This is a genomic window from Paraburkholderia sp. EG287B (assembly GCF_040965595.1).
Lineage (GTDB): Bacteria > Pseudomonadota > Gammaproteobacteria > Burkholderiales > Burkholderiaceae > Paraburkholderia.
The window spans coordinates 284072-309144 of record NZ_JBFRCG010000009.1 but is presented as its reverse complement, the minus strand read 5'-3'; the positions used below and the strand labels follow the sequence as shown (position 1 = coordinate 309144).

The 25073-nt window shown below is 63.1% G+C and carries 25 protein-coding genes and 1 pseudogene; 17 read left to right on the top strand and 9 right to left on the bottom strand.

All coding sequences use genetic code 11. The features are described from left to right. Positions 1–27: 27 nt before the first annotated feature. From AB4Y40_RS18610 to AB4Y40_RS18600, 3 genes are read left to right on the top strand one after another with little or no spacing between them, the layout of a single operon-like run. A complete protein-coding gene (locus AB4Y40_RS18610) occupies positions 28–2472 on the top strand; it encodes a PAS domain-containing protein (protein ID WP_368688993.1) in 2445 nt (814 codons plus the stop codon). After that, positions 2472–2843 (top strand): response regulator, encoded by a 372-nt coding sequence (locus tag AB4Y40_RS18605; RefSeq protein WP_368688992.1) that lies wholly within the window; start codon positions 2472–2474, stop codon positions 2841–2843. Before AB4Y40_RS18610 ends, AB4Y40_RS18605 begins: the two co-directional genes overlap by 1 nt. 31 nt (positions 2844–2874) lie before the next feature. Continuing rightward, positions 2875–3543, top strand: coding sequence for a response regulator transcription factor (locus AB4Y40_RS18600; protein WP_368688991.1), 669 nt, complete (start codon positions 2875–2877; stop codon positions 3541–3543). Between the two features lie 30 nt (positions 3544–3573). On the opposite strand, the gene AB4Y40_RS18595 is transcribed toward AB4Y40_RS18600, so the two are convergent. From AB4Y40_RS18595 to AB4Y40_RS18585, 3 genes are read right to left on the bottom strand one after another with little or no spacing between them, the layout of a single operon-like run. Further along, positions 3574–4017, bottom strand: a complete 444-nt coding sequence (locus tag AB4Y40_RS18595; protein ID WP_368688990.1) for a hypothetical protein — start codon at positions 4015–4017, stop codon at positions 3574–3576. Further along, positions 4017–4259 (bottom strand): hypothetical protein, encoded by a 243-nt coding sequence (locus AB4Y40_RS18590; protein WP_368688989.1) that lies wholly within the window; start codon positions 4257–4259, stop codon positions 4017–4019. Before AB4Y40_RS18590 ends, AB4Y40_RS18595 begins: the two co-directional genes overlap by 1 nt. Positions 4260–4287: 28 nt before the next feature. Beyond that, complete coding sequence (locus tag AB4Y40_RS18585; RefSeq protein ID WP_368688988.1) at positions 4288–4833, bottom strand: lecithin retinol acyltransferase family protein; 546 nt, start codon at positions 4831–4833, stop codon at positions 4288–4290. 197 nt (positions 4834–5030) lie between these two features. Here AB4Y40_RS18585 and AB4Y40_RS18580 point away from each other — a divergent pair, with 197 nt between their 5' ends. From AB4Y40_RS18580 to AB4Y40_RS18565, 4 genes are all read left to right on the top strand, one after another. Next, positions 5031–5426, top strand: a complete 396-nt coding sequence (locus AB4Y40_RS18580; RefSeq protein ID WP_368688987.1) for a potassium channel family protein — start codon at positions 5031–5033, stop codon at positions 5424–5426. Positions 5427–5530: 104 nt separating this feature from the next. Continuing rightward, a complete protein-coding gene (locus tag AB4Y40_RS18575; protein WP_368688986.1) occupies positions 5531–6925 on the top strand; it encodes a cytochrome ubiquinol oxidase subunit I in 1395 nt (464 codons plus the stop codon). 33 nt (positions 6926–6958) lie between these two features. Further along, positions 6959–7942 carry a cytochrome d ubiquinol oxidase subunit II gene (gene cydB, locus AB4Y40_RS18570; RefSeq protein ID WP_368688985.1) on the top strand — a complete coding sequence of 328 codons (984 nt, stop codon included), beginning with the start codon at positions 6959–6961 and terminating at the stop codon, positions 7940–7942. Between the two features lie 44 nt (positions 7943–7986). After that, complete coding sequence (locus AB4Y40_RS18565) at positions 7987–8259, top strand: DUF3331 domain-containing protein (RefSeq protein ID WP_368688984.1); 273 nt, start codon at positions 7987–7989, stop codon at positions 8257–8259. A 145-nt stretch (positions 8260–8404) separates the two neighbouring features. Here the strand turns inward: AB4Y40_RS18565 and AB4Y40_RS18560 are convergent, their stop codons facing one another. Further along, a complete protein-coding gene (locus tag AB4Y40_RS18560; RefSeq protein ID WP_368688983.1) occupies positions 8405–9700 on the bottom strand; it encodes an NAD(P)/FAD-dependent oxidoreductase in 1296 nt (431 codons plus the stop codon). A gap of 390 nt (positions 9701–10090) precedes the next feature. On the opposite strand from AB4Y40_RS18560, the gene AB4Y40_RS18555 reads away from it, so the two are divergent. From AB4Y40_RS18555 to AB4Y40_RS18525, 7 genes are all read left to right on the top strand, one after another. Next, positions 10091–10909 carry a 3-hydroxyacyl-CoA dehydrogenase gene (locus AB4Y40_RS18555; protein WP_368688982.1) on the top strand — a complete coding sequence of 273 codons (819 nt, stop codon included), beginning with the start codon at positions 10091–10093 and terminating at the stop codon, positions 10907–10909. Between the two features lie 21 nt (positions 10910–10930). Continuing rightward, positions 10931–11893, top strand: a complete 963-nt coding sequence (locus tag AB4Y40_RS18550) for a 3-hydroxyacyl-CoA dehydrogenase NAD-binding domain-containing protein (RefSeq protein ID WP_368688981.1) — start codon at positions 10931–10933, stop codon at positions 11891–11893. Positions 11894–12169: 276 nt separating this feature from the next. Next, positions 12170–12898, top strand: a complete 729-nt coding sequence (locus AB4Y40_RS18545; RefSeq protein WP_368688980.1) for an enoyl-CoA hydratase-related protein — start codon at positions 12170–12172, stop codon at positions 12896–12898. Continuing rightward, positions 12820–14154 carry a CaiB/BaiF CoA transferase family protein gene (locus AB4Y40_RS18540; RefSeq protein ID WP_368688979.1) on the top strand — a complete coding sequence of 445 codons (1335 nt, stop codon included), beginning with the start codon at positions 12820–12822 and terminating at the stop codon, positions 14152–14154. The genes AB4Y40_RS18545 and AB4Y40_RS18540 overlap by 79 nt, the downstream gene beginning before the upstream one ends. 31 nt (positions 14155–14185) lie before the next feature. Beyond that, positions 14186–14974, top strand: coding sequence for an enoyl-CoA hydratase (locus AB4Y40_RS18535; RefSeq protein ID WP_368688978.1), 789 nt, complete (start codon positions 14186–14188; stop codon positions 14972–14974). Positions 14975–15013: 39 nt separating this feature from the next. Beyond that, positions 15014–16231: an NO-inducible flavohemoprotein gene (gene hmpA / locus AB4Y40_RS18530; RefSeq protein WP_368688977.1), complete on the top strand. Its 1218-nt coding sequence runs from the start codon at positions 15014–15016 to the stop codon at positions 16229–16231. A gap of 555 nt (positions 16232–16786) precedes the next feature. After that, a complete protein-coding gene (locus AB4Y40_RS18525; protein ID WP_368688976.1) occupies positions 16787–17215 on the top strand; it encodes a VOC family protein in 429 nt (142 codons plus the stop codon). A 181-nt stretch (positions 17216–17396) separates the two neighbouring features. Here the strand turns inward: AB4Y40_RS18525 and AB4Y40_RS18520 are convergent, their stop codons facing one another. Further along, positions 17397–18281: an alpha/beta fold hydrolase gene (locus AB4Y40_RS18520; protein WP_368688975.1), complete on the bottom strand. Its 885-nt coding sequence runs from the start codon at positions 18279–18281 to the stop codon at positions 17397–17399. A gap of 103 nt (positions 18282–18384) precedes the next feature. Between AB4Y40_RS18520 and AB4Y40_RS18515 the strand changes: the two genes are divergently transcribed. Then, positions 18385–19281, top strand: a complete 897-nt coding sequence (locus tag AB4Y40_RS18515) for a LysR substrate-binding domain-containing protein (protein ID WP_368689080.1) — start codon at positions 18385–18387, stop codon at positions 19279–19281. Next, positions 19281–19693: pseudogene (locus tag AB4Y40_RS18510) on the top strand (pseudouridine-5'-phosphate glycosidase); the annotation flags it as partial. The gene AB4Y40_RS18515 and the pseudogene AB4Y40_RS18510, both read left to right, overlap by 1 nt. Positions 19694–19733: 40 nt before the next feature. On the opposite strand, the gene AB4Y40_RS18505 reads toward AB4Y40_RS18510, so the two are convergent. Continuing rightward, entirely contained in the window at positions 19734–20432 is a 699-nt protein-coding gene (locus AB4Y40_RS18505) for a glutathione S-transferase (protein WP_368688974.1), read from the bottom strand. Positions 20433–20578: 146 nt separating this feature from the next. Between AB4Y40_RS18505 and AB4Y40_RS18500 the strand changes: the two genes are divergently transcribed. After that, the gene (locus AB4Y40_RS18500; protein ID WP_342924323.1) at positions 20579–21154 is read left to right on the top strand and encodes a TetR/AcrR family transcriptional regulator; all 576 of its coding nucleotides are present in this window, start codon (positions 20579–20581) and stop codon (positions 21152–21154) included. A gap of 252 nt (positions 21155–21406) precedes the next feature. Here the strand turns inward: AB4Y40_RS18500 and AB4Y40_RS18495 are convergent, their stop codons facing one another. The 3 genes from AB4Y40_RS18495 to AB4Y40_RS18485 all read right to left on the bottom strand — a co-directional run bounded on the left by AB4Y40_RS18495 (position 21407) and on the right by AB4Y40_RS18485 (position 25062). Beyond that, entirely contained in the window at positions 21407–22879 is a 1473-nt protein-coding gene (locus AB4Y40_RS18495; RefSeq protein ID WP_368688973.1) for an NAD-dependent succinate-semialdehyde dehydrogenase, read from the bottom strand. Positions 22880–22961: 82 nt separating this feature from the next. Next, complete coding sequence (gene hpaI, locus AB4Y40_RS18490) at positions 22962–23753, bottom strand: 4-hydroxy-2-oxoheptanedioate aldolase (RefSeq protein ID WP_368688972.1); 792 nt, start codon at positions 23751–23753, stop codon at positions 22962–22964. Then, the gene (locus AB4Y40_RS18485) at positions 23728–25062 is read right to left on the bottom strand and encodes an MFS transporter (RefSeq protein ID WP_368688971.1); all 1335 of its coding nucleotides are present in this window, start codon (positions 25060–25062) and stop codon (positions 23728–23730) included. The genes hpaI and AB4Y40_RS18485 overlap by 26 nt, the downstream gene beginning before the upstream one ends. Positions 25063–25073: the final 11 nt, after the last annotated feature.

The window sequence follows — 25073 nt, the reverse complement described above, 5'->3', positions numbered from 1 at the left end:
CGTCAGGCGCGCCGCAAAGGGACGGAGATGGACAACGAACTCAGTCAGACTGTGGATGCGCTCCCGGGGCTGGTATGGACTGCCTTTCCCGATGGCCGCATCGAGTTCGTCAATCGCCGCTGGTGCGAATATACCGGGCTTTCCGTGAGCCAGGCGGCGGGCGAAGGCTGGCAGACGGCGTTCCACCCCGACGACCAGCCCGCGCTGCTCGAAGCATGGCGGACCGTCGTCGCCTCCGGCGAGCAAGGCGAGGCGGAAGCGCGAATGCGCCGCTTCGATGGCACGTATCGCTGGTTTGCATGCCGGGCCAGTCCGATTACCGATGCGGCCGGCAATGTCGTAAAGTGGTGCGGGATCAACTCGGACATCGAGGACCGTAAGCAGACCGAAGCGGCACTGCGCGCGCAAGAGCAGCGCTTTGAGTTGATCGTCGATAGCCTCCCCACCCGGGTCGTCCTTTTTGCACCCGACGGTGACGTGTTGCACGCCAACCGCCATACGCTCGAATACGCCGGTGTGACCCTCGACGAGTTGCGAGCGTGGAAGACCAATGGCCTGACCCACCCGGACGATCGGGACGCTGTGATCGCGCGGTTTCATGCGTCGATCAGCACCGGCGATCCCTATGACGCGGAGTCGCGCCATCGCGGCGCCGATGGCGGCTACCGATGGTTTCGCGTGCAGGGCTTTCCGTTGCGTGACAGCGAGAGGCGAATCGCCCTCTGGTATTTCCTTCAGACGGATATCGACGACCGCAAGCGAGCGGAGGCGCTGCTTGCGGGCGAGAATCGCCTGCTCGAAATGATCGCCACGGGGCAGGCATTGCCAACCGTGCTCGATGCTTTGTGCCGGCTCGTCGAAGAGATCGCGAGTGATTGCGTTTGCAGAGTCACCTTTCAGGATGCCCACGGCACGGCGTGCCGGCACCTGGGGTCCCCCGGCCTGCCTAAGCGCTTGCTCCCACGTCCTGGTGCACGTGCCGCCTCGCATGACTCTGGCCCACTCGGCATGGCGGTGTCCCTCAAGGCACAGGTGATCGTGCCCGATGTCGCATCAGACGTACGCTGGACCAGGGCGTGGCGGGAGCGCAGCCTCGCGCACGGACTGCGGTCCTGCTGGGCGACACCGGTCCTGTCGCGTACCAACGAAGTGCTCGGAACATTCACCCTGTTTCGGTCTGATACCGGCAATCCCACACCTCTGCAGCATGAGCTGATCGCACAGCTCACGCACATTGCGAGCATCGCCATTGAACGGGCACACAGCATCGCGGCACGTCAACAAGCCGACGAGCGCTTACGGCAAAGCGCGGCGCTGATGACCAAAGTGGAGCAGCTCAGCTCGAGCGGCAGCTTTTGCTGGTGCCCGCAGACCGGCTCGATCACGTGGTCGGAGCAGCTGTATGGCATCTTCGGCATCGAACCCGGCGTGCCGATTACGTTGGACATGATCGCGGCGCGCTTCCACCCCGGCGACCGTCTCATACTCGATGAAATGATCGAGCGGGCGCAAGCAGGCAAGGATCTGGAGTTCGAACACCGCCTGCTGCTGCCCGACGGCTCGGTCAGGCACATTCACATCCAGGCACACCCCACGCGCGACTCACAAGGCGGCCTTGATTACATCGGCGCCGCCCAGGACATGACAGAACGCCGGGACTCCGAGGGGGCGCTCGTCGCGCTGCGCGCCGAACTAGCGCATCTGAGCCGGGTCAATAGCCAGGGCGCCTTGACGGCTTCGATCGCGCACGAAATCAACCAGCCGCTGGCCGGCATCGTAACCAACGCCAGCACAGGACTGCGCATGCTGAGTGCGCAGCCGCCCAATGTCGAAGGCGCGCTCGAGACCGTACGGCGCACGATCCGTGACGGGCACCGGGCGTCCGAGGTGATGGCCCGCCTGCGTGCGCTGTTCAGCAAGAAAGCCGTGGCGACGGAGGCAGTCGATCTGGTCGAAGCCACACACGAGGTGATCGAACTGCTGCAGTGCGAGATTCGCAACAAGCGGATCGTGCTCCATGTGAAGGCGGCCAACGACCTGCCGCCGGTCGCCGGAGACAGGATCCAGCTCCAGCAAGTGGTGCTGAGCCTGCTTCTCAACGCCGTGGAAGCGATGAGCGGTGTCGATGAACGCCCACGGCAGATGCGGGTGAGCATCGAGCGCGACGATGGCGGCTGCGTGCGCCTCGCCGTGACCGATTCCGGCGTGGGCATCGACCCGCAACACGCGGCCAAGCTCTTCGATCCGTTTTTTACGACGACGCGCGAAGACATGGGCATCGGTTTGTCCGTGAGCCGCCGCATCATCGAGAGTCACGGCGGCCGCCTGTGGGCCTCGTCCAACGCCGACCCGGGCGCCACATTTACGTTTTCCATCCCGCTTACGACGGACAGCGCGGCCGCTGCCCGCCGGCCCGTACCGACGGGTCAGCCCGCGAGTTCAGACGCTGAGCAGACCGAAAGGAACCTGTGATGGCCGAACGCCCGCTAATCGCAGTGGTAGACGATGACCAATCAGTGCGCGAATCGCTGCCCGACCTGCTGCGCGTGTTCGGCTTCAGAGCACGGGCTTTTGCGTCGGGAGAGGAGTTCCTGGCATCTGGCTGTGCCGGCGAAGCGCACTGCCTGATCCTCGACGTCGCCATGCCCGGCATGTCCGGCCAGGACCTGCAGCACGAGCTCGCACGGCGCCAGCAAGCCGTTCCGGTCGTCTTCATCACGGCGCATGGAGACGAGGCACTGCGCCCACACATGCTCGAACAGGGCGCCGTGGACTGTCTGTTCAAACCCTTTAGCGACACCGCCCTGCTCGGGGCGATCCAGGCCGCGCTCAAGGTCGAGTGATTCCTTTCGGGGCCTGTGAATGGAGTTCGTAATGACACCCGTACATGCAGTTGAATTCGCATCGAAATCGTCGTCGTCGCAAGCCGCGCCGGTCGTCTTCGTCGTCGACGACGATGTCTCGGTGCGCGAGTCGCTCGAAGCCATGATCCGTTTTGCGGGTCTCAGGGCGGAGACCTACGCTTGCGCTCAGGACTTCCTCGGACGCCCACGCGCGATGGTCCCGAACTGCCTCGTGCTGGACGTGAGCCTTCCCGACCTGAGCGGCCTCGACTTGCAGAATCTCATCGCATCCGAGCGCACCGACATGCCGATCATCTTCATCACCGGTTACGGCGACGTACCGATGACGGTACGAGCCATGAAAGCCGGAGCAGCCGAATTTCTCACCAAGCCGTTTGACGATCAGGTCCTGCTCGATGCCATCCGGCACGCCATCGAGCGCAGCCGCGCGGCATTGAGCAAGGAAGCGGGCATGCAGTCGATCCGTGAGCGCTACACGTCGCTCAGCCGACGCGAGCGGGAAGTCATGGCGCTGGTGGTTTCGGGATTGCTGAACAAGCAGGTGGGCGCGGAGCTGGGCATCAGCGAGATCACGGTGAAGGTGCACCGCCGTCACGTCATGCGCAAGATGGACGCCCGCTCGCTCGCCGAACTGGTCAACATTGCGGGAAAACTGCACGTTGAGGACGCATCCGCGTGAGTGCCGCGTCAGCGCACCCAAGAGCGTTCGTCAGGCCCGATTCGGGTCGTTAGCCGACGCGATTGCGAACGCGACAACGCATGCGGTCTTGACAATGCACTCGACCGACGAGGCGAGCGCTATGGCAACGCTGTGCGCGTACTCGAGAGGCAACGCCGGCGCTACGGCCAACACACTCGCCGCGCAAATGAAAACGAAGACGTGACGGGTAAAGCGCACGCGGACGATGGCGGCAAAACCGGTGAGGCACACGAGTGCCTTCGAAACCAGCACCGCGAGCAGTGAGATGGAACTGATCGATCCGCTGAGTTCCAGCGGCGTCTCGAACAGTACCCAGCTGCAGACCGCAACGACAGACAGCTTGAATGGGCGCCCGGCTCCGGACACCAGGTCGCCGGCATCCGCCCGGAATCCCGACAACATCCCATGCCTGCCGCGAGCACGCTTCGTCAGATTGCCAGAGCCGTAGTTCATCACGCAGTCCTCCACACGGACATGGCCGGCCGAGCTTGCGCGGGCGGATACACATTCCACGATCCATCGTCGTGACGGAAAAGGAAGATCGACAGCAGACCGCCGGGGCGCACCGCCTCGATACACACGCAGCGCCGATCCCTCCGGGTATGGCGAACCCGCACGACATGTGCGGGCGTTGCAGGCGTGGGCGCGAGCCACTTCTCGACGGCCCAGTGCAGCGTCATTTCGGTCGGGCTCATGGTGGCATCCTTCGCGTCGTTGTCTACATCAAGGTTGGGTAACAGGATTCGCGGCGACCACGGCGTGACCGGTTTTGCTCCGGTTGCCGATGAAGGTGCTCACGAGACACAGCAGCGCGTGAACGCCCGCGAACGGATGTCTGAGGCATGCATTGACCTGTTCGCTGCGGCTCTCACCGAGCACGCACCAGGTGCAGAAGTGCTCGCAGTTATTGGTCAACAGGCGATAGCGGTTTTCGCCGAGCCGCGAGCGGGCGCGCAACACGGCGTGCGCGCCTGTATATCTCGTAAGCTCACGCGAGCGCACAGAAACGGTGTGACCATCGGCGAACTGCTCGATTGGGACTTCTTCGACAGGGCCGCGATACACGAACTTCGCGAAACCCGCGTAGTGAATGACCCTGCCGCTTCCGACATAAATGCCGTGATGTTCGTAGCCGTGGCGTTTCGTGACCAGGTGGGCACCGAGCGCGAGTTCGCCATTCGATCCATCAAGTGAGACATCCGCAGGCGTACAAGCGGCCGTGCATCGTGGGTCACGTTCACTGCCTGATTGGCGGCGGTCTCGGTCCATGGCTTTGCTCCAGCTCCGGCGGGTGTCGGCATGCGAATCAATCTAGGGGGTGCCCGGACGAGCCGCAATTACACCTTGGGTTCAGGCCGCGCCATTACAGGCATGCGCGGGTGCGGCTAACACCATCGTGCAATGGCGCCCCGCACCGCCTTCGGCCTACCGTTCACTTTGCGGATGAAGCCTTCTGGAGTTGATCCATGCACGAGCGAGTCAGGCATTCCACGCATGCCCCACTGAAGGCTAGCCACGTATTCGAAGAGTTTGCGAGGACCCTCTGGTATCTGCGTGCCCCGCTTGCAGCGCTATTTGTGCTGTTTCTACTGCTATCGGCTGCCATGTACTACGCCGGCGGCCCAATCGATACGGGGAGCAGGACGCCATCCGCGTTTGGGGACACCCTCTACTTCTGCACGATCACCGCACTCACGATCGGTTACGGCGACGTGGTGCCCACCACGCTCCTCGGCCGGATCGATTCGGTATTGATCGGCGTGCAAGGAGTACTGGTGACGAGTATGGTCACCGCCGCATTCGTACGCGCTGTTCAGGAGGCCGCGCGCCGCGCCCACTGCGTTACACCATCGTGCAATTGAGCCGCACACCCCCGCTGCCTAAAGTGGCTCTGCACGGGCAACGTCTGCCAACGCTGGCGTTGCTCAAATGCAGCCATTCGCACACCGTAACGGGAAAGGCCATCATGCTCACTGACGTACTCCACCTTTCGCGAGCCCAGTTCGCGATGACGACGATCTTCCACATCGTGTGGCCGATCCTGACCATCAGTCTCTCTGCATTCCTGCTGCTCATCGAAACACTATGGATCCGTACCGGCGACGTGATGTACTACCGCCATGCACGCTACTGGAGCAAGCTGCTCGCGCTGAACTTCGCCGTCGGCGTGGTCACCGGTATTCCGCTGGAATTTCAGTTCGGCACCAACTGGTCTGGTTTTGCGCAGTACAGTGGCCAGTTCGTCGGCAACATCCTGGGTTTCGAAGGCGCGATGGCGTTCATGCTCGAAGCTGGATTCGTCGGCGTGATGATGCTCGGCTGGGGGCGCGTGCCGCGTGGCGTCCACCTGTTTGCCACAGCGATGGTATCGCTTGGGTCGAGCATTTCCGCATTCTGGATCATGGTCGCCAATTCGTGGATGCAAACGCCCGCCGGTTTCGCCGTCGTCAACGGCAGGATCGTCGTGACAGACTATCTTGCGGCCATCTTCAACCCCGACATGGTATGGGCCGTCTCGCACATGTGGACGGCCGCGATCGAAACCGGCATGTTCGTGATCGCCGGCATCTCCGCGTACCACCTGTTCCGCCAACGGCACGCCGAATTCTTTGCGCGTTCGTTCAAGGTCGCACTGGCCGTGCTCGTCTTCATTACGCCGCTTCAGGTTTGGCTGGGAGACTCGAGCGGCACCAGCGTGTTCGCCACGCAACCCGCGAAAGGCGCCGCAATCGAAGGTCACTGGCAGACCAACAAGCCCGGCACGGGCGCCGCCTGGTCGCTCGTTGCGTGGCCCGATCAGCAAAAACAGCGTAACGACTGGTCAATCGAAGTACCGGGACTCCTGAGCATCCTCGGCACGCACACGCTGCACGGACGCGTTTCGGGTCTCACGGACTTCCCCCGCACCGACCAGCCGCCCATGGTGCCGCTTCTCTACTACGCGTTCCGCTTGATGGCCGGCATCGGCTTCGCGTTCATGCTGCTCGCGTTCTGGACCGCATACGCACTGCATAAGGCGCGCGGCAGTCTCGAGCGCCTTGTCGCGCAACGCAAGCTCCTGCTCGCGTGGGTGCTGTGCATCCCGCTGCCCTACGTCGCTGTCGAGGCCGGATGGATCGTGCGCGAGGTAGGACGCCAGCCATGGGTCGTGTATGGCCTGCTGCGAACGAGTCAAGCTGTATCGGCGGTACCCGCTTCATCCGTCACGGCCAGCATGGCGATGTTCTTCGCTTTCGACGTCGTGTTGCTCATCACATTCTTCCTTCTCGCGCGGCGTTGGCTGAAGAACGGCCCCGATCTCACGGCCACACCGCCCGCGACCACCATCGTCCCGCCTCAACCGGCGGCGACCGAATACTGAAACTTCGTTCTCCAACCGAAAGGAGATGGTTCGATGGACAGCACGACTCATACCCTGCTTACGCTCACGTGGTTCGGCCTGATCGGCCTGATGCTGGTCTTTTACGTCGTGACGGACGGATTCGATCTCGGCGTAGGCATGCTCACGCTGCTGAGCAGAAAGCGCGAGGACCACGACGTGATGATTCAAACCATCGGTCACGTGTGGGACGCCAACGAAACATGGCTGGTCGTGGTCGGCGGCGGCCTGTTCGGCGCGTTTCCCGCCGCCTACGCGATCCTGATGCAAGCGCTTTATCTGCCCGTCATGGCGATGATCGCCGGACTGATCATGCGGGGCGCCGCCATTGAATTCCGCCACAGTTCGCAGCACGGAAGGCTCTGGGACACCGTGTTCGGCGTGGGCAGCCTCGTCGCGGCCATCTCGCAGGGCATCGTACTCGGCAAGGTAATCACGGGCTTCCTGCCTGATGGCCCCAGCGCCGCGTTCATCACGGTGACAGCCGTTGGGGTTGTCAGCGGCTATGCCCTGCTGGGCGCGACCTGGCTCGCGAGGAAGGCGGCGGGCCCGATCCAGCGTTGGGCGCGACGGCTGGCCGTGGTGAGCGCGCAGTTCACCGTGGCTGCCGCAATCGTTCTCACCGCAGCGACCTGGTTTGGCGGCGTGGCGGTCCATGCCCGCTGGTTCCAGCCGGGCGTCCTCGCCCCCCTTGCGGTACTTGGCGCGCTCGCGGTCCTCTCGTTCGTGTGGCTCCTCGCGTCGCTCTATCGCGGACGAGAGCGCCAGCCCTTCCGGGCGGCGGTGACGCTCTTCATGGTGTCGTTCGCCGGCCTTGCCATCAGCCTCTATCCGGACTTCATACCCGGTCGGCTGACGATCTGGCAAGCGGCATCGGACACGCTGACCCTTGCGTTCATGTTGATCGGGATTGGCCTCGTGTTCCCTGTGATGATCGGCTACAACCTGTACCAGTACGCGGTTTTCCGCGGCAAGGTGATCGACACGACCCGCGCGTGAAGGTACGCGAATTCATCGAAACGACTCGATTCCAGGAGCAATCCATGAAGACGAGAGAGTACGCCGCGGCAGACACCGCACAAGTCCAGATCGAAATCCTCGAACGGTCCGAAAACATACTCGTCATTCGCTGGGTAGAGCCCGGACGATGCCATTATGGCGAGCAGCGCTGGCGTCGCCGCCATGCGCGCGCGTCTGGCGTGTGCGTTGTGTCTCGACGCACAATCCGTCGCGGCGATGCGGTCTTTCGTCCCGCCGAACGCCCTGCCCCTTCGAACGCAGCGGCGATGATCGCCGTGGAAGCGTTCGGCTATTGAGCGCGCCGTTGCGTGAAATCCGGATTCATCTCCTCATCAGCGACGCTGCGCTGCAGCGTCGTTTCCCCAGACAACTTGCATCGAAGAATAAAAAGCCGCTCAAAAGAGCGGCAAATATGCAGGGCTGTAGTGCCACGAAATCCCGTCAAGCGAGCCGGATATCCGGTTGAGCCAGCCCGTTGATCTGTTCGGCGGTCCAGAGCAGCGTCGCCCGGCGAAAACCGTGCAGCGCCTGCTGATGGCGTCGGTACAGCATCGCGTGGCTCAGCTGAGCGAGTTTGCCCCGGATGAGCCCCCCGGGAAACAAGCCAAAGCGCCCCAGCGTGCCAAAGGAGTCGTACTCGCTCAGCGACACGAGCGAACCGAAATCCCGGAATGCGAAGCCCGGAAGCGGCTTGTCGTCACGGATCCATTCCGGCAGATGGCGCGCCAGGTGCTCCGCCTGTTGAGCAGCGACCTGCGCAGTAGGAGGCAGCGGACGCTGCGCACCTTCCGGAGTCAGTGAAGCGCAATCGCCGAGCGCGAAAATATTTTCGTCGTGTAGCGACTGCAGCGTGCCCGACACCACGATCTGGTTCGCCCGGTTGGTTTCGAGGCCCGCTAGCCGGTTCATGAAATCAGGCGCCTTCACACCGGCAGCCCACACCATCAAATCCGCTCCCGCAAGCTTCCCGTCTCCGTAACGCAGGCCGCCCGGTTCAACGGCGGAAACGCCCGTCGAGGTCATGACGCGAAAACCAATCTTTTCGAGTCGCTGCTGGCTCGCTGACGAGATCTCCGGCGGGAAGGCGGGAAGCACACGTGGTCCGGCTTCGAGCAGCGTCAAACTCAGCCTCTCACGGATCGCGGGATCGCCATAGCCGGCCGCAAGCTCGAAAAGGTGACTGAGTTCGGCAGACAACTCCACCCCGGTCGCGCCGGCGCCCACGATTGCCACCCTGAGTCCCTCATCCTTGACCACAGAACGAAGAGAACGCTCGCGCAACGCCACATTGAATGCCTCTGCCTGCTGCTGGCTGTCGATCAGATGGCAATGCTCCATGACTCCGGGCACGCCAAAGTCGTTCGCACGGCTGCCTATGCACAGCAGCAGCACGTCGTATGGCACGGTTCGCGGCTCGAGCATCAATCCGCCCTCGTGCGCCTCGATCGCCGCAAGCTGGACTTCACGCCTTTGCCGGTCCAGTCCGCACATCTCACCCGGTTGATACGTGAAGCCGTGTTCACGTGCATGAGAGAGATAGATCACGCGCTGCTGATTCACATCGCGCGTGCCTGCCGCAATGGTGTGCAGCATCGGTTTCCAGATATGCGTGGGGCTTCGGTCGATCAGCGTGACGCTCGCCGCACCCGAACGGCCCAGCCCGTCGCCAAGCCTGGTTGCAAGCAGAATCCCGGCGATTCCCCCACCTACGATAACGATACGACCTGGTTTTTTCATGGCAAGCACTCAATGAATGTAGAACGATTTCCAATACGTGCCGATGGCAACGCACAGGTTGGGCAATCGCGCCCGCGCCAATGAGACCTATCGGTACCTGCGCAACTTAGGGTATGCAGCAATCAGCTGCAATTACACCTTGGGCGCAGGATTGAACCAACCTTTCCACTTGCACCAAGGTGTCGTTACACCATCGTGCAATTGAGCCGCGCGCCGATGCCTCATAAAGTTGGTGTCCATGAGCAAGGTCTTTCCAAAATCGACATCGCTCAAACCTGGTAAGGATGCCAAATGACTATGACTCGCACCATCTCAAGCAACGGTTCTCAGGGAACGATTACCTCGGGACGATTGTTTGTCCTTGAATTGAGCAGCAACTCGATTCATTCGATGAATCCGGACGGCAGCGACCGCAAGATGATCGTCACAGATTGCCGCCTACCCGATGGCATCGCAGTGGATGCGGAGGCCGGTCACATCTACTGGACCAACATGGGCAGTTCCCTGAGCGCCGATGACGGCTCGATCGAACGCGCCGACCTCGACGGCAGCAACCGCGTGGTCATTGTCGCGCAAGGCGTCACGCACACGCCGAAGCAGCTCCAGCTCGATAAGGACGGCGCCAGGCTCTATTGGTGCGACCGCGAAGGCATGCGCGTGATGCGCGCCAACTGCGACGGCTCGCAAGTCGAAACGCTGGTCGAGTCCGGCCGAGGCGACAACGACCGGCGCGACCAGAACAAATGGTGCGTCGGCGTCGCCGTCGATCGCAAGGCAGGGAAGCTGTACTGGACGCAAAAGGGCCCGGACAACGGCGACCAGGGCCGTATCTTCCGCGCGAACCTGGAGATTCCGAATGGCGAAGATCCGGCCACCCGCTCCGACATCGAAGTGCTGTTCGACCATCTGCCGGAACCGATCGACCTCGAGTTCGACAGCGCGAACCGCGTCCTTTACTGGACGGACCGCGGTGATCCCCCGCGCGGCAACACGGTCAATCGCGCCCCGGTCGACGCAGCGACGACGCCCGAGATCGTGATCAGCCACCTGCTGGAAGGCATCGGCATCACCCTCGACGTGGCCGGTAACCGCATGTTCGTTACGGATCTGGGCGGCTCGGTCTATTCCGCGCAGCTCGACGGCAGCAACCTGCGCAACTTCCTCTATGCCCAAGGCAATCTCACCGGCGTTGCCTTCGCCGAAGTCTGACCCGTACATCGGAGAAATCACATGACTGAAACCAAACCCATTCGCCGCGTCGCCATCATCGGCACGGGCGTGATCGGCGCGAGCTGGGCCGCGCTGTTTCTCGCCAAAGGATTGCATGTCGTGGCTACCGACATCGCGCCGAACGCGGAAGCGTCGTTGAGAAAATTCGTGGAGTCCGCATGGCCGGCGCTCACGAGATTGGGCCTCACGCCCGGGGCGGCGATCGCTAACCTCACGTTCACGCCCCTGCTCGATCAAGCACTCGCCGGCGCGGATCTGGTACAGGAAAACGGACCCGAGCGAATTGATTTCAAGCAGAAGCTCTATGGGCAACTCGACGAGCTGTTGCATCCCGACGTGATCATTGCATCCAGCTCGTCGGGGCTCACCATGAGCGAAATCCAGAAAGGCGCCGCGACCCATCCCGAGCGCTGCGTCATCGCGCATCCGTTCAACCCGCCCCACTTGATCCCGCTCGTCGAGATCGTTGGCGGGGCAAAGACCTCGGAAGCGACCATCCAGCGCGTAGCGGATTTCTATACGTCGATCGGGCAGCGCACGGTGCGGGTCAACAAGGAAATGCCCGGCCACGTCGCAAACCGGCTTCAGGCCGCATTGGCACGCGAGGTGTACTACCTCGTTGCCGAGGGCGTGGTGAGCGCCGCCGATGTGGACACGGCCCTCTCCTGGGGCCCGGGTCTGCGCTGGGGCGTAATGGGCAACATGATGCTCAACCATCTTGGCGGCGGCCCTGGCGGCATCGAGCACTTCTTCCAGCAGTTCAGCGGCCCCATGACCGCCTGGTGGAAGACCCTCGGCACGCCGGTTCTGAGCCCCGACGTACAAAAGAAGCTTGTCGACAGCGTTCACGCCGAGACCGGGTCGCGCTCCATCGAGACGCTGGAGGCACAGCGCGATGAAGTTCTGCTCGGTCTACTCGAACTGCGTCGTAATGTTCGCAGTCCGGAGAAATATCAATCGTGAGATTTAGCTGCGCATCCCCCGTGAAAACGACGGATGGGCCGCCCATCTTGCTGTTCGGTCTCACGATGATCACCGGGTTCAGCGCGTTCATTTAATACCGCAGGCGTGACGGTGAGATCCACGTCGTCACGCCAACGATATGGAAAACTAATCATGTCATCGACAACCGTTGCGGACTCGTCTTCACCCCGAGCAGTGCTTGATACCTCACCGGCAGAAGTCGTAACGCTCGCAAATGTCCTGTACGAAAAGCGCGATGCGATCGCTTATGTAAGCGTGAACCGACCCAAAGTGCTCAATGCTCTGAGCACGCAGACATGGAGGGATCTGCGAACGGCTTTCGAGGCGGCACGCGAGGACGCTGCCGTGCGCGGCGTGATTCTCACCGGCGCGGGGGACAAGGCATTCATCGCCGGCGCAGACATCAGCGAGTTGGCGCACGCGAGCGCGATCGAAGCGGAGCAGTCGAGCCGCTTTGGGCAAGCCGTGCTCGACTTGATCGAGAACCTTGGCAAGCCCGTGGTCGCGGCGATCAACGGCTTCGCACTCGGCGGCGGCTGCGAAACGGCCATGGCGTGCACCCTTCGCATTGCCGCGGAGCACGCAAAGCTTGGCCAGCCCGAGGTCAAGCTCGGCTTGCTGCCCGGCGGCGGCGGCACGCAGCGGCTGCCGCGCCTCGTCGGCAAGGGCCGCGCACTTCAACTCATTCTGTCCGCGGAGCCGATCAGCGCACAGGAAGCCTGGCGCATCGGGCTTGTTAACGAGGTCGTTCCGGCGGCCGATCTCATTGGACGCGCTGAAGCCATCCTGAAGACGATCGCCTCGAACGCCCCCGTCGCCGTGAAGCTATCGCTCGAAGCGGTGAACAAGGGACTGGACGCGGGTCAGAGCGAGGGTCTCGCCCTCGAAGCCTCCTGCTTCGGACTGTGCGCCGGGACAGAGGACAAAAGGGAGGGCACGTCTGCCTTCCTCGAAAAACGCGCCCCGCAGTTCCTGGGACGATGAAACAAGTGCCACGATTCAGGAGAGATTCAATGGCAAGCGACAACATTTTTGCTGGACTCAAAGTGGTTGACTTTTCCAGCTTCGTCGCGGCGCCGGGCGCCGCCGTCATCCTGTCGGACTTCGGCGCCGACGTCATCAAAGTCGAACCACCGGGCGGCGACCCGTGGCGACATGGGCACAAGATCGCGCCACAGCCGGCGGCGGACGAACCGTATCAATGGCATCTGGCCAACCGCAACAAGCGCAGCATGACTCTGAACCTGAAGTCGCCCGGCGCGCAGCAGGTCCTCCAGCAGCTTGTCGCGTGGGCGGATGTGTTCATCGTCAATACGCCCCACCCCGCGCGCAAGAAACTCAAGCTCGAATACGACGACGTGATGCGCTGGAACCCGCGTCTGATTTATGCGGATCTCACCGGCTTTGGCGAAAGCGGGCCGGATGCGGAAATGCCCGGCTTCGATATCACGGCGTTCTGGGCCCGTAGCGGGCTGCTCTCCATGACGCGCGATGCCGGCGCACCGCCGACCTGGCCCGTGGCCGGCAGCGGCGACAACGCAACAGCGCTCGGAATCTATGCCGCGATCGTCACCGCGCTATTCCGGCGCGAGCGCACAGGTGCTGGTTCTTACGTCACGACTTCCCTCCTTGCCTCAGGTGTCTGGTCGGCGAGCGTCGCGATCCAGGCCGCGTTAGCCGGCGCGAAGTTCGCTCCGCCACACGATCGCAAGCATCCCGCGAATGCGGCGCTCAACGTGTACCGCGCGGCCGACGGCACCTGGTTCGTTCTCGTCGTGACGCCCGACAAGCTGACCGCAGTCGCGAACGCCATCGGCCGCCCGGATCTGCTGAACGATGAACGGTTTTCCGACCCGGCGCAGCTGGCTTCGAATATGCCGCAACTCACAGCGGTTCTCGACGATGTGTTCGGCGCGCAACCGATGACTCACTGGCACGACGTATTCAGTGGCGCACACGTCACGTATGGCGAGGTGCGCGGACCTCAGGAGGTCATCGACGATCCGCAGTTGCGCGCAAACGATGTCATCGTTCCGCTCGAAGGTGCAGGCGGCAAGCTGACTTCGACGGTCAGCAATCCGATTCAGGTGCATGGCGTTGCCAAGGTGCCGGCGCGGCGCGCGCCCGATCTTGGTGAGCATAACGAAGCGATCCTCCGCGAGTTGGGATTCGATGCGAAGGACATTGACAGCTTGCGCGAAACCGGCACGGTGCCGAGCATCAACACGCAAGTCGCTTGACACAAGCGCGGCAGAAAGTTTGGAGCAACCCATGAGTGACATCATTACCGAATCGACTGACGACGGCGTTCTTCGCGTCGCGTTCAATCGTCCCGAGAAGAAAAACGCCATGACGGGCGATATGTACTCGCGCCTCGCGGATATCCTCAACGAAGCCTCCGGAAACGACGCAGTCCGCGTTGTGCTCTGGCACGGCATTGGACAGTCGTTCTGCGCGGGAAACGACATCGGGGACTTTCTCGATCGTCCGCCCAAGCCGGGCGACTTTCCACAGGGCCGCCTGATGGAGGCGCTCATCGCGTTCGACAAGCCGATCGTCGTGGCTGTGCAAGGCGCGGCGGTCGGCAGCGGAACGACCATGCTGACTCACTGCGATTTCGTCTACGCGGGCGAAAGCGCAAAGTTTTTGATGCCGTTCATCAATCTCGGCCTGGTTCCGGAATTTGGATCGAGCTTTTCGATACCCGCTCGCGTGGGTCATCTCAGGGCGGCGGAGTTGTTCCTGCTGGGTGAGCCCTTCACTGCCCAGCGAGCGGTGGAGTTGGGCCTCGCGACTCGTGTGGTGCCCGACGGCGATCTGCTCGCGACCGCCACAGCAACGGCCCGGAAGCTCGCTGCAAAACCGGGTGGCGCGCTGCTGGCCAGCAAACGGCTGATCAAGCAGGCTGCTATCGACCCGCTCAACGAGGCCGTGACCGCTGAAAACCAGGAGTTCATGGTGCGGGTTGGCTCGGCAGAGGCGAAGGAAGCGCTATCGGCTTTCCTCGAGAAACGTCCGCCTGATTTCACAAAGATTCCAAAGCAACCGGTGGCCAAGTAGTCCTTGCCTCCAACGCCCCCCCTTTTGAGCGAGATTCATATGTTGACCGACAGCCAACGCGACATCATCAAGGCCACCGTTCCGCTGCTGGAATCGGGCGGCGAAGCCCTGACACGATACTTCTACAAGCTCATGCTCGACGGGTATCCGCAAGTGCGCCCGCTGTTCAACCAGACTCACCAGGCCAGCGGTTCCCAGCAACGGGCGCTTGCCAACGCCGTCCTCACATACGCGCGCAACATCGACCACCTCGAGGCGCTTGGCCCGCTTGCGACTCGTATCGTCAGCAAGCACGTTGCGCTACAAATCCAGCCCGAGCACTACCCGATCGTGGGCACCTGCCTGCTGCGCGCCATTCGGGAGGTGCTGGGTCCGGACGTTGCGACCGACGCAGTCAGCGAGGCATGGGGTGTGGCGTACCAGCAGCTTGCCGATATGCTGATGAGCGCCGAGCGTCAAGCTTACGACGCGCTGGCCAGCGCGCCGGGCGGATGGCGAGGCGAGCGCGCATTCCGCGTGGTCCGCAAAGTCAAGGAGAGCGAAGAGATATCCTCGTTCTATCTGGAGCCGATCGATGGCGGCGCCTTGCTCGATTTCGCGCCTGGCCAGTACATCGGGCTTCGTCTGAACGTGAACGGCGAAGAACTCCGCCGGAATTATTCGCTCTCCGCAGCACCCAACGGACATAGCTACCGGATCAGCGTCAAACGCGAGCCCAACGGCGTCGCGTCGAACTACCTGCACGACGAGGTTCCCGAAGCAAGCGTGTTACAGCTCTTTGCGCCTGCTGGCGAATTCACCCTCCGCGATAGTGACCGGCCGCTTGTACTGATCAGTGGGGGCGTGGGTATCACACCAACGCTGGCCATGGCGCAAGCGGCTCTGGACGGCAACAAGCGGGACGTCGTTTTCATCCACTATGCGCGCAACGCGCTGGTGCATGCCTTCGCCGATGTACTCAAGGCGTGGCATGCCCGCTTTCCACGGCTGAAGTCTTACGTCGTCTATGAAGAGACTGAAGCACGGGGGGCGCTAGCCTCCGACGGGCAGGTCACCAACGAGCATGTTCCCGACGGAGTGGGCCGGCCAACCCTGGAGCAATTGCGACAGTGGCTTCCGCCCGCCGACGACCTCGACGCCTACTTCCTGGGTCCGAAACCGTTCATGGCTTTCATCAAGCGCTCACTGCACGAACTGGGCGTACCCGAGGAGAGAAGTCGATACGAGTTCTTTGGCCCCGCCGAAGCGCTGAATTGAGCTTCGATACGGCGGGCTGCTGTCGGGCCGGCCAGACCGATGCTGGTCTCGGCCATTGTTTGCGAGAAGTAGGCCGCTTTCAAACTCCCTGCGGCTCGACAATCGCTCGAGCGTTTCAGCACGTTGCATCCAGACATCGCGCCTGAACGGGGCCGCAGTATGCGTCGCATACCCGCCTCTCCCGTCATGGCGCAGGGATAGTGACGCCCGCAACGCTCAGGCCACAGAGCCCAACGACCGGCAATACGATCGCAAGCTCGAAAAGAAGATGAAGCGCCTCTCCGCGTCTGAACTATCCGACCTTCTTTCCCAAGACGAGCAAAAGCCAGTCGAGCTACCACTTATCGCCGCCTATACTGAGCGCTAGAGGGGTTTGCGGGGCGATCGCCCATCTCCGCCGGTTCTTACGTTTCCTGTTAAATCGGTCGGCCTCTCGAAAATATGCGGCTTGTGGCCGGATAACTATCCTTGCGTAACGGCTCTCCGCGACACAGGACGGCGCAAGCCGTCCTGCTTGATGAACAGTCAGGCTTCGGCAGAGGCACAGGAGTTTCAATGGATATCAAATGCATTGCTGGGTTCGCTGCGATCACAAAGCAGCCGGATGCAAGTGCATCCCTGTATCAGGAGAAACTTGGCTTACCGCTTGAGCGGTATGACGGACATCCCGACTATCGTTTCATGGACAAGTTTCCTGGGGCCAATCACTTTGGTGTGTGGCCTCTGAATATGGCCGCTCAGTCATGCTTCGGGCAAGATGAGTGGCCAACCTCTATTCCAGAGCCAACCGCAACCATTGACTTCGAACTGGCGGATGCTAAGGCGGTAGAGTTAGCAGTTCAGGAAATGAAAGCAAAGGGTCAAGATTTTATTCATGAGGCAAGGACAGAACCCTGGGGGCAAACAATAGCGAGATTCATCAGCCCCGAAGGCCTGCTGGTCGGTTTGAGCTTTGCGCCATGGTTGCATGAGCAAGAGGCCTGACAATTCATATCCGGACGCCCTCCCAAATACAAGAAACTGGCCGATCGGGATGACATGAGGGAGAAGCCTGCAGCAGCGACCTGCTGCCGCTAAGCTTGGCGTTGAGCGGCAGCTATCTGACTTGCCGAAAGGCAACTACGGGCCGCCAAGTGCCCGCCGCCAGGCCCCCTCCGCGCAACGCCTATCGACAAAACCGCAAAATCGCATCGGCAACGTCGCGGGGCGCTTCGCGCTGCGGGAAATGGCCTACGCCATCGAGTACCTCCCGCTCATACCGCCCAAGGAAAAACGACTCCCGCCCGCCGGAACTATCGGGATGGTTGCAAGTGTCCGCTCCGCCGTGCACGACCAACGTTGCGACCGACAGCCTCGGCGCCGGATTCAGACGCGCCTCATCTTCGGCATAGGCGGGGTCGCCGTCGACAAAGCCCCAACGGTGCCGGTAGCTATGGAGCACGACCTCCGCCCAATCGTCGCCCTCGAATGCCTGCGCCGCTTCGTCGAAATCGGCCGGCGCGTACCAGCCAGCCGGCGCCCAGGTATCCCACATCTGCCGGGCGAAAGCCTCACGTTCGTCCCGCACCACGCGAGCGCCTCGCGGCGTGGCCATGAACCAGTGGTACCAGTAATTGCGCACCTGCTGCAGGGTCAGGATCTGGTTCGGATCATTGGTGCCGTATCCGACCGATAGCATCACCAGATGAGACGCCACGCCGTCGCGCAGGCCGCACGCATTCGCGACCGCGCGTGCGCCCCAATCGTGGCCCACCAGTACCGGCTGCTCAACGCCCAGCACGTCGAGGAAATCCAGAAGATCGCGGCCGAGCGCCGACAACTGGCCGCTGCGTGGCGTGGCCGTATCGCGGAACCGGGTGGGCGCGAAGCCCCGCAGCGCCGGCGCTAGCACGCGGTAACCCGCATCGGCCAGAATGGGCGCGACGGTCTTCCAGCACTGGGGGCTGTCCGGCCAGCCGTGCACCAGCACCGCGGTGCGCGCCCCCTGCGGGTTCCATTCGAGCCAGGCGATGTCGAGCCGCCCGGTGGCGACGTGTTGGTAGGTGTTCATGGTGTTCCTCGTGCAAACAGGGAAGTCCCACGATAGCTCGACGCCTCGTGCCGATTGGTGAATAATTACTAATCATTGATGATTTTTCGTGTCGAATGAACTGATGGACATGCTGCCCACTACCGACGGTGCTCCGCTCGATACCGTGTTGCTGCGCACCTTTTTCGAAGTCGTGGACAGCGGCAGCTTTGCCACGGCCGCCGAGCGTCTGGCGCTGACCCCTTCGGCCGTGAGCGGACATATCAAGCGCCTCGAACAGATCGCCGGGGTTGGCCTGCTGACACGCACGACTCGCCATCTGGAATTGACGCAGGCCGGCGACACCCTGTACGCCTACGGCCGAAACATCCTGGATCTGGAACGCGAGGTCCGCGCGAAACTACGCGGCACGCCGCTGCGCGGGCTGCTGCGAGTCGGTGCATCGGAAGATTTTGCGGGCGCATGGCTGCCCCAGGTGTTGCAGCGTTTTCGCCGCCAGCATCCCGAAGCGACAATCGACCTGAGAGTCGGCATCACGGCCGATCTGGTGCGTCAGCAGGAGCGCGGTCGTCTCGATCTCGTGTTCGGCAAGCAATGTAGCCGTGTCGGCAAAGGCGGCACGCTGCTGTGGGAAGAGCCGCTAGTCTGGGCCTACGCGGAAGATGCAGATCTGGATCTCGACCAACCGCTGCCGCTGGCCGTTTTCCCCGATCCCTGCATCTATCGCGAGTCGGCGATCACCGCATTGAACAAGGCCGGTCGGGCGTGGCGCCTCGTGTTCGAGAGCAGCAGCATGGCGGGCTGCCTGTCGGCGGCGAGATCGGGCTTCGCAGTGACGGTCATCGCCGATAGTCAGCGAGTCGAAGGCTTGCGCTTGCTGGGTCGTAAGGAAGGACTGCCCGCGTTGCCCGTTGCCCGCTTCTACGCGTTTCCCCGGACCGACTCGCCGGCCTGTGCGGCTTTGATCGATGCTGCACTCCGCGCAGGCCAGCAGGTCCGCTTCAGCCCACGCGCACTTTGACCATCATTGCCCACGGCATGCCCTACCTGGAGAACGTTCGCACTGCGCGCGAAGTGGAGGCCTTGATCCGTCACGCGGGCGCTGAGCCCGCGGCTATCGCGCTGATCGACGGGCGCATTCACATCGGCCTGACGGACGACGAACTGGAACCGATCGGCCGCTCGGACCGGGTGCATAAGGTCAGCCGCCGTGACCTGCCGGCCATACTGGCCGATCGACGCGCTGACTCGGCAGGCGCTCGACGAGGCTACTGCAAAAGGAATCACGGGTAAGGCGTGACTCCCTTCCTGCTGGAGCGCGCGTCAATGCGTTGACCGGTGGACGCAGCCTGGCGACGAACATCGCGATCGTAAAACACAATGCCGAGGTCGGAGCAAGGCTGGCGTTCGCGTTGGCGCACGTAGCGCGCGGGACCAGCGCGGCCATCACTGGTCCGTCCCGGTCAGCAACCGTCACGCCCGGGCCAGGGCAGCAAACACCGGCTGGCTCCTTACGCTCTCGCGCTCCAGCATGCTTGCGTACCAGGCTTGAAGCGCCTCGCACTCCGCAGGCACCGGTAGCTTCACAAGCGCCGCAAAGACCAAACCGCCGATGACGGTGATGTCGGCCATCGAGAAAGCCTCGCCGGCGACATAGGGTTGGCCTTTCAGAACGACATCGAAGTAGCGCATCCCCCTCAGTGCCTTGTCGCGTTGACGGAACCCCCACTCCGGGTTTTGATACGTCTCGACGTCGGGGCCCAGTCCCGGCGTGCCGTGATGGAAATAGAAGCTGACGGCGTCGAGCAACTCCAGCTCGGCACGCTTGCTCATCATGTGGATCACGCCCTTTTCGCGCGGCGTGCTGCCGGTGAGCGTGGGCGCGCCATCGAGCGCGTCGAGGTATTCGGTAATGGCGGTGCACTCGGCGATACAGGTTCCGTCATCGAGTTCGAGCACCGGCAGCGTCCCCGAATAGTTCTTGCCGGCGATGAAGCCGGGCTGTTTGTGCTCCCCCTTGTAGAGGTCGACCATTACGAACTGGACGCGCGACTGCAGCCTCTTTTCAGCCAGTGCGATGCGCACGCGGGTCGGATACGGCCCTGTCGGGAAGTCGTGGATCTTCATCACGGGTAGCTGGGTTGCGTCGAAATTGACGGTATGCGAAGTCATTGCCTGGGCGCTCCATAGTCGGCTGCATCGGATCAGGCGGCGTGAAGACACATCGCCTGCAAACCTACCTAACGTTCGTTAGATTAACCATAGAAGGTACAATACGCGGTGTCAACACCTATTTCCCGTTCACGGAGGCTGATGCAGTGAGCAACGACGCGAGCTCAAACTCGAGGGAGAGAATCCTGGCGGCCGCCACGAGGCTCGCGCAGGCGCACGGCTACGGCGGTTTGAATTATCGCGATCTGGCGGACGAGGTTGGTATCAAGGCCGCGAGCATCTACCACCATTTCGACAGCAAGGCCGATCTCGGCGCAGCGGTAGCGAGGCGTTACTGGGAGGACACGGCGGCGGCTCTGGATGACATGCTGGCCAGATCGCAGGATCCGCTGCGCTGCCTTCGTCACTATCCAGACACCTTCCGCAAGGCGCTCGAGACCGGCAATCGCATATGCCTGTGCAGCTTCATGGCCGCCGAAACCGACGACCTGCCGGAAGTCGTGATGAAAGAAGTGCGGACCTTTGCCGACGTGAATGTGGCGTGGCTGAGCAAGGTTTTGTCCGCAGCGGAAGTTGTCGCTCCCCGGGAGAGCAAACCGCGGGCTCGCGCAATCTTCGCTGCGATCGCCGGCGCGCAGCTCATTGCGAGAAGCCGCTCCGATATCTCGCTCTATGACGCACTCATCGATAGCTACCGAAAAGCCGGCCTTCTGCCCACGTAGCCGTGTAACGGCCCATGAGCGTGCGCGAGGCGCGCGACCGGCCGCTTAGGGCCGGTCAGCGTGCACCGCACAAAGGCTTCCGTCGCCCGGCATGCCAGACTGGCAGCTACGACGTGGATTGGTTCGCGTCGCTTTCCGCAGCGGCCTGATCCGCTGCGGCGGCCACCACCGTCGTCATTACCCTTTAATACAACACTCGCCCGCCAGAAGTATTCCGTCGATCGGCGCCTCAAGGACCGCGCGCCGCCAGCTTCAGTCGAGCCCGCCCTGACACAGATACTTGACGCTGAGGTAGTCGTCGAGGCCGTACTTCGATCCTTCGCGCCCGTAGCCAGACTCCTTCACGCCGCCGAAAGGCGCCGCTTCGCTGGCCACGGCGCCTTCGTTGATGCCGACGATGCCGACTTCCAGTTTGCGCGCCACGCGATCGATCCGGCGTACGTCGTTCGTGTAGAAGTAAGCCGCGAGACCGAAAGGCGTATCGTTGGCAACCCTGATCACCTCATTCTCGTCCGTGAAGCGGAACAATGGCGCAACAGGACCGAACGTTTCCTCGCAGCACAGCACCATCGCTTCGGTCGCATCGGCGAGCACGGTGGGCGCGTAATAGTTCGGCCCCAGCTCGGCGAGCCGCTTGCCACCCGTGAGCATGCGCGCGCCATTCGCCACGGCGTCGTCGACGTGATTCGCGATCTTGTCGATCGCACGCTCGTTGATCATCGGACCGATCTGCGCCTTCGGGTCCGTTGCGGGTCCCACATGAAGCGCAGCGACGCGCCGCGCCAGCAGCTCCCCGAATCGTTCGTACACCGATTCATGCACGTAGATGCGGTTGGGACACACGCAGGTCTGCCCGCCGTTGCGGAACTTGGCCGCCATCAGGCCGTTGACGGCCGCGTCGAGGTCGGCGTCCTCGAACACGATAAACGGCGCGTTGCCGCCCAGTTCCAGCGAGAGCTTCTTGAGCGTGCCCGCCGATTCGCGCGCCAGATGCTTGCCCACTGCCGTCGAGCCCGTGAAGGTGATCTTGCGCACGCGATCGTCGGCGAGCCAGTCGGCCACGGCGGCAATGCCTTCGTCCCGCGCGGCCGAGATCATATTGAGCACGCCGTCGGGCAAGCCCGCTTCCTGTGCGAGCGCGGCCAGCGCGAGCGCCGTGAGCGGCGTATCCTCGGCGGGCTTTGCCACGACCGTGCAGCCGGCCGCTAGCGCCGGCGCGATCTTGCGCGCGATCATCGCGAGCGGGAAATTCCACGGCGTAATTGCGGCGACCACGCCGATCGGCTCCTTGATCGCGCTCATGCGCTTGCCGCGCTGCGTCTGCGGGATGATGTCGCCGTAGACCTTGGTCGCCTCTTCGGCGAACCACGCGACGTACGACGCACCATACGCGACCTCGCCGCGCGCCTCCGCGAGCGGCTTGCCCTGCTCCATCGACATGAGGCGCGCCAGGTCCTCGGTGTTCGCGATGATGAGCGCGTGCCAACGGTTGAGCACGTGCGCCCGCTCGCGGGGCAGCCTGTCGCGCCAGGCGGGCAAGGCGCGGCTCGCCGCGTCCGTCGCCGCGCGAGCGTCGGCGGCGCTGCTGCTGGCCACCTGTGCGAGTGTGGCCTGCGTCGCCGGATTCGTCACGGCGTAACGGTTGCCACCGGCGGCGGCGCTCCACTTGCCGTCGATGAAATTATCCTGTCGAAGCAGTTCGCCTCGCGTCAACTCCAAACTCACTGCGTGCTCCTTGGTACAAGGGTTATCGTGCGGCGTTAGACCGTCGCGACGGGCGTGACCGGCGAACCGACCGCGCGCGGCCTTAGTCCGCCGTGCGCACGTCCGCGAAATCGCGTGCGAGCTTGCGCGCCGCGTTCGCGAACATCAGGATGTCCACGCCCGTCGCGACGAACGTGCAGCCGAGTTCGAGGTAATGGCGCGCGAGCGCAGGGTCGGACGTGAGGGTGCCCGCCGCCTTGCCCGACGCGACGATCGTGCGGATCGCGCCGTCGATCGCCTGCTGCACTTCGGGATGCGTGGCCTTGCCGCGATGGCCCATTGAAGCCGCGAGATCGGCCGGTCCGATGAACACGCCGTCCACGCCGTCCACCGCGCAGATCGATTCGAGGTTGCCAAGCGCCGTCGCCGTTTCGGCTTGCACGAGCAGGCACACTTCGTCATCCGAAATATCGAGGTAGTCGGTACGCAGGCTCCAGCGCGACGCACGGCCCACGGCGCTGCCCACGCCGCGAATGCCATGCGGCGGATAGCGCACGGCGGCAACGAGCGCGCGCGCTTCGGCGGCGGTATCGACCATCGGCACGAGCAGGTTGCGCGCGCCGATATCGAGCAGCCGCTTGAGCAGCGCCGGATCGCCGTTCACGGGGCGCACGACCGGCTCGCCCGGGTACGCCGCCACGGCCTGCAATTGCGCGAGGATCGTGCGCAGCTCGTTGGGTGCGTGCTCGCTGTCGATGAGGAGCCAGTCGAAGCCCGCCGTCGCACTCACTTCGGCGAGATACGGATTGGCCATGGAAAGCCAGAAGCCGACCTGCTTCCTGCGCGCGGCGAGCGCCGCCTTGAACGGATTAAGCCCTGACGTCTGCGGGTTCATGAATGCGTGTCTCCTGTGAGGGGTCGCCGAATTGGATGGGTTCCACCTTCCCGAGGAGGAACAGATAGTTGACGATCGCAATGCCGATCAGCGCCGCCGAGAACAGCAGCGCGGCAACGAACGAGCCGGTCGCGCCGACGATGGCGCCCGTGACGATCGGGCCGACCACGCCGCCGAGATTCGACACCGTGTTTTGCAGGCCCGCGATCATCGAGACCGCATTGGGCGGCGCGACGTCGCCGGGCAGCGCCCACACCTGCGAGGCCGCGACCGTGGTGCCGGACTTGGCGATGCACAGCAGCAGCACCGCCACGAGCGCCGAATGCGCGAACGCCGCGAAGCCGATGCTCGACGCCATCACGAGCCCGATCACGAGAAACAGCTTGCGCGTTGCCGTTAGCGAAAGCCTGCCGCTCGCGAACACGCGATCCGAGGCCCAGCCCGCGAAAATCTCGACGACGATCGACACGAGCAGCGGTAGCGAGGCCATCCAGCCCATTTGCAGCACGCTCATGCCGCGCTCCTTCATCAGATACGTCGGCAGCCACGTGATGAAGAAGTACGAGTTGTAATTGATCATGAAAAAGCCGATGCACATCGCCCACACATTGCGGTGCGCAAGCAGCTTGCGCCACGGCGGACGCACGGGCGGCTGCGCGCTTTGCGCGCCTTTATCGCTTTCGATGTGCGCGAGTTCCGCCGCATTCACGCGCGGATGATCGGCGGGCGAATCGGTGAAGCTCGCGAGCCATACGACGAACCACACGATGCCGAGCAGGCCCGTGAGCACGAAGGTCATCTTCCAGTCGAACGCGGCCAGCATCCACGCGATCAGCGGCAAGGCGATCGCGCCGCCCAGCTTCGAGCCGCTGTCGAAAATGCCCGCGGCGGTCGCGCGTTCCTTGCGCGGAAACCAGCGCGTGGCGATCCCGGCGTTGCTCGGGTACGCACCCGCCTCGCCCACGCCCAGCGCCACGCGCAATCCGACGAGCGAGCGAAAACCGCTCGCGAGGCCCGTCATCGCCGTAGCCAGCGACCACCAGAGCACCGCGAAACCCAGCACTTTCTTCTGGCCCAGGCGATCGGCGAGCAAGCCCGCAGGCAATTGCAGCAACGCATACGACCAGAAGAACGCGGACATGACGATGCCCATCTGCATCGCGTCGAGATGAAACTCCGACTGAATTTTCGGCGCCGCCGCCGAGAGCACCGTGCGATCGATATAGTTGATCGCGATCGCGGCCCACATGAGGCCCGCGACCCACCAGCGCATCTTCGAGCGGCCATGCCGTTGCGCAGATTCGAGCATCTGCTGTCTCC